The 18,095-nt window shown below is 53.1% G+C and carries 16 protein-coding genes; 11 read left to right on the top strand and 5 right to left on the bottom strand.

Annotated elements, in window-relative coordinates; genetic code table 11:
- Nucleotides 1-40: 40 nt before the first annotated feature.
- Nucleotides 41-1,417, bottom strand: a complete 1,377-nt coding sequence (locus IG168_RS02760) for an NAD-dependent succinate-semialdehyde dehydrogenase (protein ID WP_319024644.1) — start codon at nt 1,415-1,417, stop codon at nt 41-43.
- Nucleotides 1,418-1,622: 205 nt separating this feature from the next.
- Here IG168_RS02760 and IG168_RS02765 point away from each other — a divergent pair, with 205 nt between their 5' ends.
- The 5 genes from IG168_RS02765 (at nt 1,623) to IG168_RS02785 (ending at nt 6,587) form a co-directional block, all read left to right on the top strand.
- On the top strand, nt 1,623-2,627 hold the full coding sequence (locus IG168_RS02765) for a helix-turn-helix transcriptional regulator (RefSeq protein WP_193161625.1): 1,005 nt from the start codon (nt 1,623-1,625) through the stop codon (nt 2,625-2,627).
- A 90-nt stretch (nt 2,628-2,717) separates the two neighbouring features.
- Nucleotides 2,718-3,629 carry a LysR family transcriptional regulator gene (locus tag IG168_RS02770; RefSeq protein WP_193161626.1) on the top strand — a complete coding sequence of 304 codons (912 nt, stop codon included), beginning with the start codon at nt 2,718-2,720 and terminating at the stop codon, nt 3,627-3,629.
- 243 nt (nt 3,630-3,872) lie between these two features.
- Nucleotides 3,873-5,018 carry a low temperature requirement protein A gene (locus IG168_RS02775; protein ID WP_193161627.1) on the top strand — a complete coding sequence of 382 codons (1,146 nt, stop codon included), beginning with the start codon at nt 3,873-3,875 and terminating at the stop codon, nt 5,016-5,018.
- Nucleotides 5,019-5,182: 164 nt separating this feature from the next.
- On the top strand, nt 5,183-5,776 hold the full coding sequence (locus IG168_RS02780) for an NAD(P)H-dependent oxidoreductase (protein WP_193161628.1): 594 nt from the start codon (nt 5,183-5,185) through the stop codon (nt 5,774-5,776).
- Nucleotides 5,777-5,843: 67 nt separating this feature from the next.
- Nucleotides 5,844-6,587, top strand: a complete 744-nt coding sequence (locus IG168_RS02785; RefSeq protein WP_193161629.1) for an SDR family NAD(P)-dependent oxidoreductase — start codon at nt 5,844-5,846, stop codon at nt 6,585-6,587.
- Nucleotides 6,588-7,304: 717 nt separating this feature from the next.
- On the opposite strand, the gene IG168_RS02790 is transcribed toward IG168_RS02785, so the two are convergent.
- Nucleotides 7,305-8,144: an SDR family oxidoreductase gene (locus tag IG168_RS02790; RefSeq protein WP_193161630.1), complete on the bottom strand. Its 840-nt coding sequence runs from the start codon at nt 8,142-8,144 to the stop codon at nt 7,305-7,307.
- 124 nt (nt 8,145-8,268) lie between these two features.
- On the opposite strand from IG168_RS02790, the gene IG168_RS02795 reads away from it, so the two are divergent.
- A complete protein-coding gene (locus IG168_RS02795; RefSeq protein WP_193161631.1) occupies nt 8,269-8,847 on the top strand; it encodes a TetR family transcriptional regulator in 579 nt (192 codons plus the stop codon).
- 315 nt (nt 8,848-9,162) lie between these two features.
- Here IG168_RS02795 and IG168_RS02800 read toward each other — a convergent pair whose 3' ends face one another.
- Entirely contained in the window at nt 9,163-9,480 is a 318-nt protein-coding gene (locus IG168_RS02800; RefSeq protein WP_193161632.1) for a DMT family transporter, read from the bottom strand.
- 473 nt (nt 9,481-9,953) lie between these two features.
- Between IG168_RS02800 and IG168_RS02805 the strand changes: the two genes are divergently transcribed.
- The 4 genes from IG168_RS02805 to IG168_RS02820 all read left to right on the top strand — a co-directional run bounded on the left by IG168_RS02805 (nt 9,954) and on the right by IG168_RS02820 (nt 15,174).
- Nucleotides 9,954-10,163 (top strand): cold-shock protein, encoded by a 210-nt coding sequence (locus tag IG168_RS02805; protein ID WP_193161633.1) that lies wholly within the window; start codon nt 9,954-9,956, stop codon nt 10,161-10,163.
- Nucleotides 10,164-10,435: 272 nt separating this feature from the next.
- Nucleotides 10,436-12,709 carry a ribonuclease R gene (gene rnr / locus IG168_RS02810; protein ID WP_193161634.1) on the top strand — a complete coding sequence of 758 codons (2,274 nt, stop codon included), beginning with the start codon at nt 10,436-10,438 and terminating at the stop codon, nt 12,707-12,709.
- 475 nt (nt 12,710-13,184) lie between these two features.
- On the top strand, nt 13,185-13,556 hold the full coding sequence (locus IG168_RS02815) for a BlaI/MecI/CopY family transcriptional regulator (protein ID WP_193161635.1): 372 nt from the start codon (nt 13,185-13,187) through the stop codon (nt 13,554-13,556).
- Nucleotides 13,549-15,174, top strand: a complete 1,626-nt coding sequence (locus IG168_RS02820; RefSeq protein WP_193161636.1) for a M56 family metallopeptidase — start codon at nt 13,549-13,551, stop codon at nt 15,172-15,174. The genes IG168_RS02815 and IG168_RS02820 overlap by 8 nt, the downstream gene beginning before the upstream one ends.
- A 322-nt stretch (nt 15,175-15,496) precedes the next feature.
- Here the strand turns inward: IG168_RS02820 and IG168_RS02825 are convergent, their stop codons facing one another.
- Nucleotides 15,497-15,889 (bottom strand): zinc ribbon domain-containing protein YjdM, encoded by a 393-nt coding sequence (locus IG168_RS02825; RefSeq protein WP_449843655.1) that lies wholly within the window; start codon nt 15,887-15,889, stop codon nt 15,497-15,499.
- A gap of 52 nt (nt 15,890-15,941) precedes the next feature.
- On the opposite strand from IG168_RS02825, the gene IG168_RS02830 reads away from it, so the two are divergent.
- Nucleotides 15,942-17,699 carry a SulP family inorganic anion transporter gene (locus tag IG168_RS02830; protein WP_193161637.1) on the top strand — a complete coding sequence of 586 codons (1,758 nt, stop codon included), beginning with the start codon at nt 15,942-15,944 and terminating at the stop codon, nt 17,697-17,699.
- Here IG168_RS02830 and IG168_RS02835 read toward each other — a convergent pair.
- Complete coding sequence (locus IG168_RS02835) at nt 17,689-17,880, bottom strand: ribbon-helix-helix protein, CopG family (RefSeq protein WP_193161638.1); 192 nt, start codon at nt 17,878-17,880, stop codon at nt 17,689-17,691. The two genes, IG168_RS02830 and IG168_RS02835, sit on opposite strands and share 11 nt — an antisense overlap.
- Between the last annotated feature and the right edge of the window lie 215 nt (nt 17,881-18,095).

Raw genomic sequence — 18,095 nt, forward strand, 5'->3', positions numbered from 1 at the left:
GGGGTCGCGCCGCCGGCATTCCCGTGGAGATTGGTGGCTACTACAGGTCGAAATGCCGGATCAGCTTCTCATTCACAAACTCCTTGATCCCCAGCTCACCGAGTTCGCGCCCGTAGCCCGACTTCTTGACGCCTCCCATGGGCATACTGGCGTAGGTCCAGGAGACGTTGTTTACAAATGCTGTTCCGGCCTCCAGCTGCTCAGCCACCCGTTGCCCACGCTCGTGGTCCTGGGTGAACACCGAAGAACCCAATCCAAACTCGCTGTCATTGGCCATAGCGACCGCAGCGGCCTCATCCGGGACCACGAACATGCACGCAACTGGACCAAATAACTCTTCTTCCGCAGCTGGGCAGCCCGGGGGAATATCAGTAAGAATCGTCGGCTGGATAAACGCGCCGTCGCGCTTACCACCGAATACCAGCTTGGCACCGGCATCAATCGACCGCTGAATTTGATCTTCCAGCTTCTTCGCCGCATCCTCAGAGCACAGCGGGCCGTAGCCGGTGGACTCATCCAGCGGATCGCCCGGTTCCCGTTCGCTGAATTTTTTCGCCACGCCGTCGATAAACTGCTGGGCTATCGCCGCCGTCAGAATGATGCGCTTGGGCGCGATACAGACCTGGCCAGCATTCCCCAGTTTCGCCTCCACGAAGTGATCAATGGTTTTCTCGAGATCTGCATCTTCCAGCACGATAAACGGATCGGCCCCGCCCAGTTCCATCACCGTTTTTTTCACGTTGCGACCCGCCTGCTCTGCGACCCGAGCCCCCCCGGCATTGCTGCCAGTGAAGGAAATACCGCGTACCCGCGGATCATCGATAATCATAGAGGCGTTACCAGAACTGACCAGCAGGTTGGTAAATACGCCCTCGGGTACACCTGCGTCGTGCAGCAGCTGCTCGAATGCCTCGGCAACCTGTGGGCAGTTTGAGGCGTGCTTGATCAATACGACATTCCCTGCCATCAGGTTGGGGGCAGTGAAGCGCGCCGGCTGATACATGGGCCCGTTCCACGGCATGATGCCGTACACCACCCCCAGCGGCTGGTAAATCAACGTCCCCTCTCCATCGCGAGTGGAGAGCTTCTTTGGTGCAAGGATGCGTTCGCTCTCGTCCGCATAGTAGTCAAAGATTTCGGCGCAGATATTGGTCTCCCAGGCGCCGAAGACCAGCTGCTTGCCGGTTTCCACCGCCATCAAGTGCTGAAGGTCCTTGTCGCGGTCGCGAAACAACTGCGCTACCTCCTTGAGGACTGCAGCACGCTCGCTGAAGCTGAGGTCGCGCCAAGCCGGAAATGCCTCGTGCGCGCGGGCGATGGCTGCGGTGATCTCCGCGGGGGACAGCTCATCGAAGTTTTTCAGAGTTTCGCCATTAAAGGGATTGACGGAGACAAGGGATGTTTTGCTGTTACTCACGGGCTGGCTCCTGGCTCGCTGGAAGCGTGGCGCGAAGGTCAACGTTGGAATAAATTCAGTGTAGACAAGGCGAGGCCGGTGCCCCTGCCAAATCCAACCTCTGTGATGCCGGATGCAGTCACCTTCCACCCTGACTCTAGCCTGCACAACATGCTCGTTGGCTATACTCGGGAACTTCAACGGCGACCCGCGGGGTCCAAACTTCATGGACGAAAACACGCCTGGCGTACAACCTGAGGCAACCCCGGCTGCCCATGCAGGACAGCACAAAGCGATTGTGGCCGGGGCCGTTACACCCGCAGTAGACAAGCAGGTCGGGGAAGTTTTCCGCCAGCTGGGCTTCGGCAACGGACATGGGTTCCTGCGCACGGCGCTACCGGGCGTTACCCTATTTCGTTTTGGACGCCACGAGGCCAGCTGCCCGCAGCACTATGAACGCGGCATTGTGTTTGTACTGCAGGGGCACAAGGAGGGCAGGCTGAACGATATGCATATCCGCACCTCCAGCGAGCGCTTCACTATCCTGACGGATGCCTACCCGGTCCACTGTGAGACCTTCGCTTCCAACCCCCTCCCTGTGCTGGGCGTCCATATCCATCTGGATATTGTGCCCTTGCGTCAGCTGGCGGCGGTGACCGCCAAGTACGACCAGCAAGAGTGTGGCGCCAGCCCGGAGGAGCGGGTACTGACCTCGATTCCCCTCACCACCGATATCCTTGCGGAGGTACACAACCTGCTGGCGCTGTTGCCGGATTCAGGGGACTGCGCGGCGGTCGGCGAAGCCACGCTCACTCGTCTTTACTACGCGGTTCTCAAGAGCCCAGCGGGCGTAGTGTTGCGCGCGCTGGCTCGCGCCGATAGCAAATTGAGTCGGGTATCGGGTGCCATCCTGTACATGCAGCAGAATTACGACCGCAAGATTACGGTTAACGATATCGCCAGCCACCTCGGGCTTGGTGAATCGACCCTCAACCGCGCCTTCCGGATCGCCACCGGGGAATCGCCGATTCAGTACCTGCGCAAGGTACGGCTCACCCGAGCCCGGAGCTTGATTACCCTCCAGCGCATGCCGGTCCAGCAAGTGGCCGGCGAAGTGGGTTACCGCAGTAGCAGCCAGTTCAGCCGGGACTTCCGCAATTATTTTGGCGTACCGCCGGGCGCTGCCGATTCCCTGCCTTATGGATCCGTATCGGTGATCGGCGACACATAGGCGCAGCTAGCTGAGCCTTTTATCGTTTGTTGACAGTTCCATAACACTCTGTAATGGTCATTGCCTCCCGTTGTGAGCAGGTCCCCCTCGATGATCAATACCGACTGGCTGAAAACCTTCAGCGTGCTGGCGGAAACCCAGAGCTTTACCTCTGCCGCCAAACAGCTACACATGACCCAGCCGGGCGTCAGCCAGCACCTGGCCAAGCTAGAAGACTACCTGGGGCAGGCGCTGGTCATTCGCGAGGGGCGGCACTTTGAGCTGACGCCTAGGGGCAAGACGGTGCTGGACTATGCTCGTAACCTGCTGGAAAACGAGCGCACGCTGATCGAACAGATCGGCGATGAGGATCCTCATCGCGGCAACTGCATCATTTCCCTGCCCGGCAATGTGGGTAACCTGATCTATCCCTGGCTGCTCGACCTGCAGGCACAATGGCCCCAGTTGCATATCCACATCATTTTCAATCCTACGCGCGAGGTCGAAATCTTGGTCCGGCAAAACGCCTGTGACTTTGGGATTCTCAGCCACCGCCCGGTTGACCCGGAACTGAGCCAAGAACTCTATATGCCTGAAAAGCTGTGGCTGGTAATGCCGAAGGGCGTGGAACTCGAGAGTTTTGCGCAGCTGGAGGCGCTAGGGTTTATAGATCACCCGGATGCGCGACTGATGGCCACAACAGTATTTGCCGAAGTATTCCCGCGGCAGGAGATCAACATAAGCGCCTTGAATACCGTGGGCTACACAAACTCCGCGCCCCGGATCTGCGATCACGTTGCCCGCGGCCTTGGTTATACCGTACTCGATGAGTTTCTAGTGCGCTCCAGCCCCATGTTTGACCAGTTAAGCATTCACAACCCCAACAACTCGCCGTCCGGTGAATTTAGCTTTGTGTTCCGGAAGTCCTGGCCGCTTCACCCGCGACACCGCTTTGTCATCGACTATCTGAAGCAACGCTACGATAGCTATCGATCCGAATTGGAGTCTAAGTCCGCCTCTTGAACGCGGCCGCCGCCAGCGTGCCCGCAGGCACGACATCCTCTGCAAAGCTATAACTATAATTTGTCAATTCGATAACGATCGATAATTTATCGTTGACTCTGATGTCCGATAACATTCACGAAGGCAATTGAATCCGGATCGGCCACCGTATCCGGTGCTGCCGCTTTTGACAGCGTCGTCACCGTGTTCATCGCAGCAACGATAAGGCGATGCTCGAGGTCATCGTCCCAACCGGTTCAGTTCATGACAGCTTCAAACCCACCACTCTATTTATCAACTGACCGCCATGCCACGTGGCTGGAACTCTTCTTCGACCTGGTGTTTGTCGCCGTTATCGGTGCAGTCACCCATGATCTGGCACATACCCACGAAGGGCATATCAGCGCCGAGCAACTCCTGCGCTTCCCACTGGTATTCATTCCAGTGTGGTGGATCTGGATGAGCCATACCTTATACGCAAACCGTTTCGACCGTGACGACCGCTGGCATCGTTTTATCACGCTGATGATCATGGCAGGCGTCGTTCTCATGTCCACGTTCTCGGCGGCTAGCCTTAAAGGCGACTTCAGCGAATACGCTGCCACTTATATCACTGTGCGTCTGGTACTGGCGGCGATGTATTACGGGGCTTACCGGCGCGAGCAACCACAGCAGTTGTGGGTACGAGAGGTGGCCGGCATCATTACATTGGGTGCCCTGGTGAGCGGTGTGGCAATGGCCTTGGAAGGCGAGGCCAGGTTTTTCGTATTTTACCTTGGCATCGCGCTGGACATTGGCTGGCAGGCTTACGTCCGCGGCCGTACCGAGCAACACCAGGTCGACAGGGCACACTTGGTCGAACGCGTCGGCTTGATGATTATTATCCTGCTGGGTGAATCGATTATTGCAATCGTCGGCAGCCTGTCAGAGGTTGACTGGACTCCACTCCGGGTTGCTTCTGCTATCGGTGGCTTTGCGTTTATCTGGGGCTTCTGGTGGATTTACTACGATTCCTTCCCATTGCTTGAGCGCGCGCGGCGCCTATCATCAGGCAACCTACTCGCTCTGTCACATCTGTTCCTCTGTATGGGACTACTGCTGCTGGCAAATATGATCAGGCATACAATTCTGAATGACCTGGATCGCCCGACATTCGCCTTGTTTGCAATTACCGGAATGATGGCGTTCTACCTCGGTAAGCAGATGCCTTATTGGCAAGTATTTCCGCCCTGGCGTGCCGGAATCCTGTTCAACTCCCTAGTCTGTATCGGGATCACTGTTGGAAGTGTATTCCTGCCGAATATTCAGCTGGCCCTGCTGGGAATGTGCTCGGGCATTGCCGTCTACCTACTTCTTTCATTCCGAATGCTGCAAAGTTGCCCTGTAGATGACTATCTGGTCCAGCACTGACTCTTCTCACCATCGGCGATCGCTCCCGGTATGGCACGCCGCAAAGCCGGCAGTTCCCCGACAAGCCTTGTCGGATAACAATATGTTATCCAAATGATCAAAAATGATAATTTTTAATTTTTCGAGCTAAAGCGTAGATTGTGCCCATCCCTACAGGAGGCACTATGAAAAACGCACTGATCATCAATACCCATCACCCCTACCCGTTTTCCGAGGGCAAGCTCAATGCCGAGCTGGTGCGCCGGATCGATCGCAACCTGAAGGACAAGGGCTTCGAGACCGAACACACTGCCACATCGGAAGGCTGGGACGACGAGCGCGAACTACAGCTGCACGAGTGGGCCGACGTTATTATTGTTCAGGCGCCGGTCAACTGGATGAGCGTGCCCTGGCCGATGAAAAAGTACATGGATGATGTTTACAGCGCGGGCCTCGGCGGCCGCCTGTGCAATACCGATGGCCGCACGGAGCAGGCCCCGAAAGACAACTATGGCACCGGCGGCGTGTTGCATGGTAAGAAATACATGTTGTCGCTGACATTCAACGCCCCGAAGGAGGCATTTGACGATCCCTCACAGTACCTGTTCCAGGGCAAGAGCGTGGATGACCTGCTGTTCCCGGTGCATACGAACTTCCGTTTCTTCGCCATGGAAGCCCTGCCCACCTTTGCCTGCTTCGACGTGATGAAGAACCCTACAATCGAAGACGACTTCCAGCGGCTGGAAGCCCACCTGGACCAACACTTCAAACTGGTGTGACCCATAGCGGCGGTCGGAACACCCGGCCGCCAAGTCAATGAACAACAGAACTGCGAGGCTGCAAGCTGTGAAATATTTCCTGATTACCGGTGCCAGCGCAGGCATCGGCCGCGCCATGGCCGAAGTGTTCGCCCGTAATGGCCACAACCTGATTATCGTGGCAAGGAGCGAGGATGAACTGAAGTCGCTGAAGGGCGAGCTGGAGGCCGAGTACGGTATCACCGTCGAAGTAATCCCCTGCGACCTGGCTGAACCGGGCGCCGGCCACAAACTGTATGAACAGTGTCGCCAGTATGAATTGGAAGGCATGATCAACAATGCCGGCTTCGGTGACTTCAGCCTCGCTTGGGATATGGACAAGCAAAAAGCCGACGCCATGCTGAACCTGAATGTGCACGCGCTGACCGAACTTTCACTGGATTTCCTGCACGACTACAAGGACACCGATGCCACCTTAATCAACGTGGCCTCCATCGGCGGTTACAAGATGTTTCCCACAGCAGTCACTTACTGTGCAACCAAGTTCTATGTAGCCGCCTTTACCGAGGGTGTGGCCCATGACCTACAGGATGAGAACAAGCCAATGAGGGCAAAAGTCCTTGCTCCCGCCGCCACCCGCACCGATTTTTTCGAAAAGGCCTACACCAATGCCGGCCTTGAAAGTGAAGATGAGGAAAAGCGAGATGAGTATTTCCCGCCGGAGAAGCTCGCCGAGTATGCTTATGAGCTTTACCAGAGCGACAAAGTAGTTGGCTACGTAGGCGACAAGTTCCAATTCGAACTACGTGATCCGATGTTCGATCGCGTATAGAGATTATACGGGGCTTGTGCGACCGTTCAGGGCATCAAGATAGGTTAGGTAGAGCTGCAATTAGAGCCTGCAGCATTGGGCCAATCCCATAGCAACTGCTGCACTGCGCCGGAGCCCGAGGGTTTAATTGGTTTTCCGCACGGTCGTTGATTGTTCTCAAGAGATACAGCTTCCCGCGATCAGCGACGAATCTCTCACGCAACACAAACTTCCACGCCACGACAAGAGGCATAAAATAATGGTCTTTGTCGACAAACCAGAGAAGAGTCGAATGCAAAATGCGGATTCATTAGTTTCTCAGACGATGGCTCCCTAGTATGTTCCGGTGAAAAAGTTGAGTCTCAAATTACCCATTGGGGAATGGACCCCAAAGCCAAAACCGTTCCCTTTTCTCTAAAGCAATACGTATACCTAGCCTACCACCGCAAAGAAGTTTTCAAGGGAACTGCTTGAACGCGTTCGCAATAAATATTTCCGCCTGCTAACAGAGGTCTGGGTGGAAGGCCAAAGCCTAGACAAGTTATTGATCCAGTCGGGGCTGGGGTATGAATATCACGTCGGGAAAAAGCAAAGTCGATGCCTTTGAAGGCTACCGAGATGCCTGCCATAACACCGGCCTAGGCGGTGCCTCTTCCCCCATAACCTCTACCGAACGCAGTTGGTAGCCATGAATATTGCGCTGTGCCCTCGTGTGTAAGTGGACACAGCGGCTGCGGGTTATACCGGATTATCGGTTTTCGCGGCGGCGAACTTCTGCGATTCGACGTCGGCAAGCCGCGCCGTTAGGGCATTGGTTATGGCGGCGTAGGAGTCGCTCCCCAGGACCAAACGCATAGGCGCATTCGGCAGATCGGCGCTGTCGATCATGGCCTTCACCATCTTGACCGGATCGCCGTTCGGCACGCGGGAATTGTCGCGCAGCACACTATGTACCATCCCGGCCGGCGTACCGTTGTAGGCCTCGAGCTCCTCGCCCAGATGTTCGCCGGCGGTGCTGCGGAAACCGGTTCGGGCGCCGCCTGGCTCGACGATGGTTACACCAATTTGGAAGGGGGCCAATTCCTGCGCCAGAGATTCCATAAAACCCTCGATACCCCACTTACTCGCGTGGTAGAGCGAGGCGCCGGCATGCGCAGCCTGCCCACCGTATGTGGAGAGCTGCAGAATGCGGCCACCGCCTTGGGCGCGCAGGTGAGGGATCGCCGCCCTTGCGACTTGGATCGAGCCGGTGAGGTTAGTGCCTATCTGGTTTTCGATTTGCGCATCAGTGAGGGCTTCGGCTGCTCCGAATAGCCCGTAGCCGGCGTTGTTGACTACGACATCAATCCGACCGAGGTCGGCAAATGCCTGATTCACCACCCGACGAACCGCCTCGGTGTCCGTCACGTCAAGTGCGGATAGCCTCAGCTGCTCGCCGTAGCGATTCTTGAGGTCATCCATCGCCGCTAAGTTGCGGACGGTTCCGGCGACGCAGTCGCCTCGCGCCAGCAGTTGTTCGGTCATTTCGCGGCCAAAGCCGCTGTTGACGCCCGTGATCAGCCAATTGCGCTGTGCCATGAGACATCTCCTGGTGAAGTAAATGGGAACCAGACAAACTAACTATCTGGTTAGTTATAACCTAAACCTATCTAACTATTTAGTCAAATGCTATTATTGGGGCCTATTCAGCAGGGGAATCCTTATGCGCAATTCAGAGGCTTCCAAAGAGCGCATCTTGGAAGCGGCTATGGCGGAGTTCTCCGCCTACGGAATCGCCGGCGCCCGAGTCGATCGCATCGCCAAAGCCGCCGGATGCAACAAGAACCTCATCTACATCTACTTCGAGAGCAAGGAAAAGCTGTTCACGACCGTGCTCGAAAAGAACTTGGTTCGGGTCTATCAGGAGCTTGCCTTCGCGTCCCAGGACCTGGCTAGCTACGCGGGTAGACTCTTCGACTTCGCCATCGCCAACCCTGACCTAATGCGGCTTCTCGCCTGGTCGAACCTCGAACAGGCGGCCACAAGTTCCAACGAACGCGTTACGTCTCGCGACGCCAAGATTGCTGAGTTGCAAAAGGCGCAGGAAACGGGGCAAATCGCCGAGACATTCACGCCAGACTTTTTGCTCACAGCCATAATGACGCTCGCTACGGGTTGGACTGCCGCCAATCCCTTTGGCCTGCTCCACGACCCACAGGCCACCAAACATCCGGCCGCATTGCGCAAGGATTTGGAGAAAGCCGTGCGACTACTAACGGCCCATACATCCGAAGATTCTTGATTAATTTCAGTAAAGAAACGTGGCCGGCGGTCATTAGCTACCGCAGCCCATGAATCCGTTACCGTTAGAAGTGGAAGATCCCGCTACTAGCCCGGACAGTTTGCTCAAGTGGACAGGTTTTAAGGGATGGCGACAAATCGCAATGCGACCTGCTAGTTATATCAATGACTTAGGACAGTTTTTCAACTCCCGCCATCCCACCAAACACTAGAAAAGCCCACCCCTAACAGGGTGGGCTTTTTTATTGATCCGCGAAGCGGGAGTGGAGCGCAAAGCGCCGAGTTCGATCAGCGCGCCGCGCGTACGCGGCTGAAATTAGGCACTGGAAAGTTTCATCAGCACCAATCCAGAAACAATCAGGATCGCGGCAACGATTCTCATCGTATTCACTGGTTCTGCAAAAATAACAATTCCAACAAGAAAAGCCCCGATTGCGCCTATGCCCGTCCAGATCGTGTACGCAGTACCGAGCGGGATAGTCCGCATGGCAATGGCCAACAGCCAAAAACTGCCCAGCATTGTGACCAAAGTTACGAGGGAGGGTATGAGCCGGGTGAAACCGCAGGACTGCTTCATGGAGAACGCCCAGACAACTTCCAGGGCTCCAGCAACGAAAAGATACAACCAGGACATTGACTGCTCCGTTTTCAAACAGGGCCAGGTCGTCCTGGGCATTACTTCGCTGAATCTGGGAGGTCGTCCCCCCTCAGTTGGCGGCACAATACCCGACGGGCAAATTTTGATCAACAGGGGGGCTACGCCGTGCCGCAAGGCTTCTTATGATTGCGCCCGAGCACGCCGGACTAGCCCTTGCCAAGCTGCCACCCGGACAAGACATGACTGATAAGTCACATCTTGTCGCCATCTCCTCACGAATTCCGCCCCTCTCCCGGTAGCACACGACATGCTTGAACATGCTTGAGAGAAAAGCTTTGACTTAGTTCAAATAGGGGCCTACAGTGCCCAAAGTTAAAAGTAAGTCTCTTGTTTAAATCCTCAGTTTCGTCGTACCAGCACTCTTCGTCCTGTAGCATCTAAATTCCAGTCTTTTTTTTGCTATTCATGCCTCATGAAGGCGTACCCCTATTTGTTTACAGGAAATTACCATGTCCAAGACAACGACCGGCACTGTTAAGTGGTTTAACGAATCCAAAGGCTTTGGCTTTATTGAGCAGAAGTCTGGTCCTGACGTATTCGCTCATTTCAGCGAAATCGTAAGCTCAGGCTTCAAAACCCTGGCCGAAGGCCAGGCTGTTGAGTTCTCCGTAACTCAAGGCGCGAAAGGTCCGCAAGCTGAAAAAATCGTTTGCGTCTGAGCCTATACGCTCACAATTGCAGTGAACCAGACTCTGGTCCGCTGCTGAGTGGCCATAAGGGCCACTCTGGTCGCGTTATCCCCCTGGGTCGCGCAACCTGAAAGACGGGCATTCACACTGAGCACTGAGTGAATGCCCTACTGCAACACCCCTCAACATTGTTGAGTCATATCCGCCTGCATATCTTGCCGAGTAACATCTGATCTGTCCTGACACATCACTCCAGTTTTTACCAAGCGCAATCTTATTGGCGGTTTTCCCGAGAGGAAATCATGAGCAAATCCCCAATAGCTGCGTTTAATCCGCTGGACGCCGAAAAATACAGCAACCCTATTCCCGCGCGCGAGTTCATTATGAGCTTGCTCAAAAAAAACAATAAAACACTTGATCGGGAGCAGCTGGCAAAAGTCCTGCACCTCTCCGATGATGACCAAAAAGAGGCATTGCGTCGCCGATTGCGTGCAATGGAGCGCGACGGACAAATTCAATTCGATCACAGCAAAGGTTACAGCCTGGTTAAACCGGAAGATCTGGTGAGCGGGCGTGTAATCGGCCACCCGGATGGCTTCGGTTTCCTGAACAGTGATGCATCCGAAGAAGACCTGTTTTTGTCCGACAACGAAATGCTGACTGTCTTTGACGGTGACCGCGTGCAGGCCCGCATCAGCGGCGTCGATCGCCGCGGCCGCAAAATGGGCGTTATCGTCAATGTGCTTGAACGCAATACCACCCATCTGGTTGGCCGCGTACAGTTCGAAGACGACCACTATTTTCTCAAGCCGGAAAATAGCCGTATTGCCCATGAGATTGATCTTGACCGTGACCACTTGATGGGCGCCAAGCCCGGTCAGTATGTGTTCGTCGAGGTAATCGATTTCCCCAGCCGCCGCTACAATGCCTTCGGGCATGTGACCGAGTTACTGGGCGATTCGATGGGCCCAGGCATGGAAATCGATGTGGCAATCCGCAGCCACGATATTCCCCACAAGTGGCCACAGGACACCATGCGCGCAGCGAAACAGCTGGGCAAAGAAGTACCCGAAGCGGACAAACTGCACCGCGCCGACTTGAGAAACCTGCCGTTTGTCACCATCGACGGTGAGGATGCCAAGGATTTCGATGATGCCGTGTACTGTCAAAAAGAGAAATCTGGTGGCTGGCGCCTGTTCGTGGCGATTGCCGATGTGTCCCACTACGTGGCGCCCGAAAGTGCACTCGACCAGGAGGCTCAGAAGCGCGGTACCTCCGTGTATTTCCCCGGCCGCGTGGTGCCTATGCTGCCAGAATCACTCTCCAATGGCTTGTGCTCACTCAATCCGCGGGTAGACCGGCTGGTTATGGTCTGTGAGATGACCATCGACAAAATGGGAAAAATGACTGGCTACACCTTTTCCGAAGGTGTGATTCACTCTCATGCCAGACTCACCTATAACCAGGTAAACGCCTTTATCACAGCACCTGGTTCAGGCCTGGGGCGGGGAACCGCTCGCAAACTCGGAGGAACGGCACCGCACATCCGGGCGCTGCACCAGCTATATTCGGTCTTGAAAACAGCCCGGACAAAACGCGGGGCAATGGATTTTGAAAAGCCGGAAGTAAAGTTCGAATTCACCGATAACCGCAAAATCGAGCGGATTGTTCCAGTCATACGCAACGATGCGCACAAGATGATTGAGGAATTCATGTTGAGCGCCAACGTGGCAACCGCAGACTTCCTCAAACGACAGAAGATGCCAACGCTGTATCGCGTGCATGCAGGCCCGCGGGATAAGAAGCTCGCTACCCTGCGCGCATTCCTCAATGCCAAGGGACTCAAACTGGCCGGTGGCAACAAGCCCTCGCCCGCGCATTACGATGAGCTACTGCGAAGCATTGGGCAGCGCGCCGATGCACAGACCATCCGCACCATGATGCTGAGATCCCTGAGTCAGGCGGAATACAGCCCGGACAATCAAGGCCATTTTGGCCTGGCTTATTCCGCCTATGCACACTTCACCTCACCTATTCGACGGTACCCGGACTTACTGGTACACAGAGCCATTCGGTCGGTGATCCGCCAGGAAAAACAGCGCAACCCCTTCCGTCGCGCGCTAAAATTTGTCTTCGGCGCGGGCGACGCACCGGTGCAGCGTTTCGATAACGCAAAAACCCTCGCCCCCGGAAAAAGTTACCCCTACGACAAGTCGGCAATGCAGGCCCTCGCGGAACATTGCTCTAACGCTTCACGCCGCGCGGACAAAGCGAGCTGGGATGTAGAAGCCTGGCTGAAATGCGAGTATATGCAGGACTTTATCGGTGACACCTTTCACGGGCTAGTGAGTAGCGTCACGCACTTTGGCCTGTTTATCGAGATCAGTGATACACAGGTCGAAGGCCTAGTACACATATCTGCGCTAAAAAATGACTACTACAACTTTGATGCTGCCGCGCAACGTCTTGTCGGCGAGCGGGGCAATACCAGCTTTGCCATCGGCGATCCCATCAAGGTTCGTGTTGTGGGCGTCGACATGGAGCGACGTAAAATCGAATTTTCGCTGGCCCAGTAGAATTCGAGCGGAAACACCACTAACTCCCACCACTTCGCCAAATTAAACAGGCCCGTTACCTTCCGGTAACGGGCCTGTTTGATTTGGCAGACCTGACAAGAGTGGAATGCAAATGTGCCTGGATCGATCAACGCGCTAAGACGGCCGCGAAGCCGCCCGAAGGAGTGAGGCGCACAGCGCCGAATCACTCTCGCCATTAAGGATCCCCAGGGCCCTACCACTCTCTCTGACGAACCTCGGATAGAACACAAAGCACCGGGGCCATTCAGCATGTCCCGCGCAAAATGCCCCCCAAAGCCAGTCAACATTCCGCAGGGCGCTCAAGAACCACAAGAATCCATAGCTCTGGACTCATAATCCTTTATCTCTATTTAAACTAATACGCAGTCTGTTTATTCGAAAATAGAAGTTCCGTTTTATCTCCGGCCTGACTACAGTTGTAGTCGTAATGACTACAAGTGTAGTCGGAGGACACATGGAAATATCAGAAGCAGAGTATGAGGTGATGGAAGCCTTATGGGCTGGTGCGCCAGCGAGTGCTCGTGAAGTTTTTCAGCGACTCGAAAATAAAAAGAGCTGGCAAGAGCAAACTGTAAAGACACTATTGGCTCGCCTTGTGAAAAAGGGGGCAATCGATTACGAGAAAAAAGAGCGCTCCTACCTATATTCACCCTGTCTTGATCGTGAGGCTTATCAGATAAGACAGAGCAAAAAACTTGTAAATCGACTCTTTGACGGACAGCTATCCATGCTTATTTCCGGCTTTGTTAAAGGCGGTGAACTGAAGAAGTCTGACATTGAAGAGCTAAAAGACATTATCGAACAATGGGAAAAAGATAATGATTAACTGGATCTTAGCGCAGCAGGAAGTGTTGACATTAGCTCTAATCGTAGTTTGGCTCAGTGATCTTCTATTGGCAAAACGAGTTGGCTCGAACTTCACCTACCGATTGTATGCGCTTATTCCCCTGGCTCTGGTTATTGTCAACCTCCCACCTATAGATTTCAGCAGCTCAGCACCTACAGGCGCATCAGCACTATTGCATCCTGAAACCATCGCAACAACGCTGCATACGGTTAGCAACTATCAGGTCATGGAGAATCTGGCACCAGAGTCAGGGAATCACATCCAATGGATTTGGCTACTAGGGGTTTCCGTTTTACTCACAGTCGCGACCACTGGTTTTATCCAAATTGCCAAGTTACCGAAATCGCCTGTGCTACTTGACCGGCAATATGACCGGCTTCCAAACGGGATATTTTTTACGTCCAGCAAAGTAAAAGGCCCAATTTTAAAGGGTATTTTCAAACCAGAAATCATTCTTCCGAGCGACTACGAGCAATACTATGACACTTCTCAATTGGATTATGTAATTGAACACGAGCTTGTACATGCGCAAAGATTCGATAATTTTTGGAACCTGCTTGCACTAATTTTCTTGATATTATTTTGGTTTAACCCGGCTGTCTGGGCGGTTTACCTACGATTTAGACTGACACAAGAATGTGCTTGCGACGAGGAAGTGTTAGCACTAGCAGATAAGAACAAAAAAATTTCATACTCCAGAGCAATGCTGCAATCCTACGAGAACTGGAACAGATTCTGGATACTTCAATCACATTATGGAGATAAGATGACTATGATCACACGGATTAATCGATTGAAAAATAGTTTAAAACCTTCAAAATTGGCACGTTTCTTAGCGGGAGGGGTAAGTGCAGCTATATTGTCCTTAGTATTTCTTTGGGGGCAAGCCTCAGCACAGACCCCAAGCACAATCAACCTAAATAATGCAAAGTTATTTAACCTTCCATTACCACGAGCGGCCTTTCTTGAAGGAATTCAAGGTGAAGTCCACCTTCAATTCAATGTCGAAAATGGAAAAGTTTCCTCTGTTAGCACCATCCAAACAGTGACGTCAGGAGGGCACGAAAAGGAATTTATTGAAGGTGCGATAAAATTCATAAAAAGCTTACCATTTACAGGCAAAAATACTGACTTGGTTGCAGCTGAATATGTAGCACGATTTCATATCGCGGGCGTCGGTGCTTCTCAGGCCGCCCTCGATAAAGTGACTAAAAGAATGCCTCACCGCATAATTCATTTATTGCCTTACTCAATCCCCTCTCCTGAAAACGAAATCACCTTCACAGGGACGCCAAAACTGCAATTAATCAAAAGTCATTACCCAAGTTACCCTGAAGGACTAGAGTCTATAGGGATTTCTGCGACAGCAGTTGTGGAGTTTGATGTTCGAGATAGCGGTATCGCCGTAAATCCACACGTAATAAGTGTGGACGCTCCCGCAGAATACCAAGATGCTTTCCATAAAATTGCTTTGAAAGAAGCTCGTGATCTTTATGTTTTTAGAAATAATATCGGGCAGAGAATGAATAACGTCAGAGTAGAACTTCATTGGAACCCAGCAGATTATAGTAAGGGAATTGAAATACCCAGATCTTAATATCAAGTTATTATCTTCTAGGTTCTGCTCTTTGAGCGGTAACGGTTTAAGTTAATAGACGGAACTGAGCATGTAAAACCGCTGGCGGAATCCTAGCGGGCGCTGATTCGACTCCCGCCATCCCAACAATGAAAAAAAGAAGCCCACCCTAAACGGGGCGGGCTTCTTTTTTGAAGCCGCGGAGCGGGGATGAAACGCCTGGGCCAGGCTCGATCAACGCGTACAGCGCGTTAAGATGGCCGCAGGTCCGGCTTCGTCGCCCGACTCAGTCGGCCCGTTTTGGGTTGTCGAGCATAAGGGCGGTCCTCACGCTTTCTCTTCATCAGGCCTTCTTAACAAACTCAGACTTGAGCATCATGTCGCCGGCGCCATCGACTTTACAGTCAATGTTGTGATCCCCATCGACCAGTCGCTTGATGGTCGCTTTCGTACCTATCTTGAGCACTAGTGATGACCCCTTAACCTTCAGGTCTTTTATCAATGTCACCTTATCGCCATCCGCCAGCTGGGTGCCGTTTGCGTCCTTAACCAGCAGCGCATCTTCATCTACAACCTCCTCCGATGGGTTCCATTCATGGGCACACTCGGGACAAATCAGCATGTCCTGGTCTTGATACACATAGACAGACTGGCACTTCGGACAAGCAGGCAAAGTGGAGCTCATAAAAACCTCTTGGTCAGCAGATAGATGTAGCTTAGCTTGTTTTTTGCGCATTATAACATCATTATAATACGGTGATAATACCCCACCCGAGATGTGACAGCCTATGTTTGCGCTAAGAGAAGCCTACCAAGCTGGCTTATTAGGCAAAAAAAACTGGATAAACAACCTAGTGGCCGGCCTGATTGTCGGCATAGTCGCGCTGCCGCTAGCAATGGCGTTTGCCATTGCCTCTGGTGCAAAGCCGGAACAGGGAATCTACACCGCAATCATTGCGGGCTTTATCGTGTCCGCCTTCGGGGGCAGCAGACTGCAGATTGCAGGCCCGACGGGGGCCTTTATTGTCGTTCTCTCTGGCATCACAGCCCAATACGGCATAGAGGGCTTGCAGATAGCGACGTTTATGGCCGGGCTGATATTACTCGTCCTGGGCCTGACAAAAATGGGAGGGATTATTAAATTCATCCCTGATCCCGTCATCGTCGGCTTTACCGCGGGCATCGGCGTCATTATTTGGGTCGGGCAGTGGCGTGATTTTTTCGGATTGCCTGCAATCAGCGGTGAGCATTTCCATGAGAAGCTCCTTCACTTATTTTATGCACTGCCACAATTTCACACTCCCACCACACTTCTGGCGGTTGCATCACTTGCCCTGGTCATATTCACCCCGCGTATACCGGTTATGAAGAAGGTTCCGGGACCACTTGTGGCCCTGGTGGTCGCAACCGTCGTTCAAGGCCTGTTTCATTTTGACGGAGTCAGAACTATCGGCAGTGCTTTTGGGGGCATCCCTCAAGCTCTACCAGTAATCCATCTCCCCTCTCCGGAATGGTCCCAGATTATCGAATTGATCGGCCCTGCTTTTACGATTGCAATGTTAGGGGCGATTGAATCACTACTCTCTGCGGTCGTCGCGGATGGTATGGCAGGTACGCGCCACAACTCCAATCAAGAGCTTGTCGGGCAAGGCATCGCAAATTTATTTACGCCGCTGTTTGGTGGGTTCGCCGCAACAGGAGCAATTGCCAGAACAGCCACCAACATTCGAAACGGCGGCAACAGCCCTATCGCGGGCATCGTTCACTCCATTACCCTCGTTGTAATTCTGGTCGCACTGGCTCCGATGGCGGCAAATATACCGCTTGCCACACTTTCCGCCATTTTATTTGTCGTCGCCTGGAACATGAGCGAGGCCCGGCACTTTGTGAAAATGGTCAGACGTGCGCCCAAAGCAGATGTTGCCATTTTACTCGTCACATTTAGCCTGACCGTTTTTGCGGACCTTGTCATCGCAGTCAATATCGGCGTAATTTTGGCCACTTTTCACTTCTTAAGGAGAATGGCTGCTAGCGTAGAAGTCTCTCAATCTACATCTGAGAAAATTAACGAAGAACTTTCGAGACTGGGTGAAAACCACATTCCGGAATCAACACTAGTTTTTACTGTTGAAGGGCCGTTTTTCTTTGGAGCTGTCGAAAACTTCGAGCGAGCACTCGCCTATACAAACACCGACCCCAGTTTCTTGATTATCCGATTAAAATGGGTTCCTTTTATCGATGTAACGGGCCTGCAGACACTTGAAGAGGTAATCCAGTCGCTACAAGAACGCGGGGTAACCGTTATATTATCCGGGGCGAATGGCCGCGTAGATCGCAAGCTTCGAAAAGCGGGGATCATTTCCTTAATTGGAGACGATCACTATTTCCCGACGTTCGAAACCGCCATAAAGAAAATCGCTGAAATAGATGGGAAACCAAACTCGACAAGCGGTGAAGCCGGCCCTGTTTCGAACTTACTAAAGACCAGCAAGGAATACTTCGAAGCCTTTAGAAAAGATAACACGCCGCGGAAATTTAGCGATTAGGAGGATTCTTTTCAGGGACATCCTGATTCAGAAAATCAACGTCGTGTTGTTCAAGATAGTTCCGGATTAACTGCCGAACAACTTGCGAAGGCGTTAAATCCTGAGACGCACAAAGTTGCTCAAATGCCTTCTTTTTTCTTGGGTCAAGCAATACGGTAAAACGAGCTGTTTTGGTTTCCATTGAGCGATCCTACGTGTTCAGCATTATAATTAGATTATAATATCAACTTTACCAATTAGGAATCCCCCAGCCCACCCCTTAAGGTACTCACGCACCAAACGATATTTTCGCCCCTGCCCTGCAGCACGACAATGATCCGTCTCTTAGAAGCCTGGCCAGATGGCACCCAATGTACCGCGGTTCAGCCCCGAGGCGGCCAGCATTTACGCACCCGA

This window comes from Microbulbifer hainanensis, from assembly GCF_014904735.1.
Taxonomy (GTDB): Bacteria; Pseudomonadota; Gammaproteobacteria; order Pseudomonadales; family Cellvibrionaceae; genus Microbulbifer; species Microbulbifer hainanensis.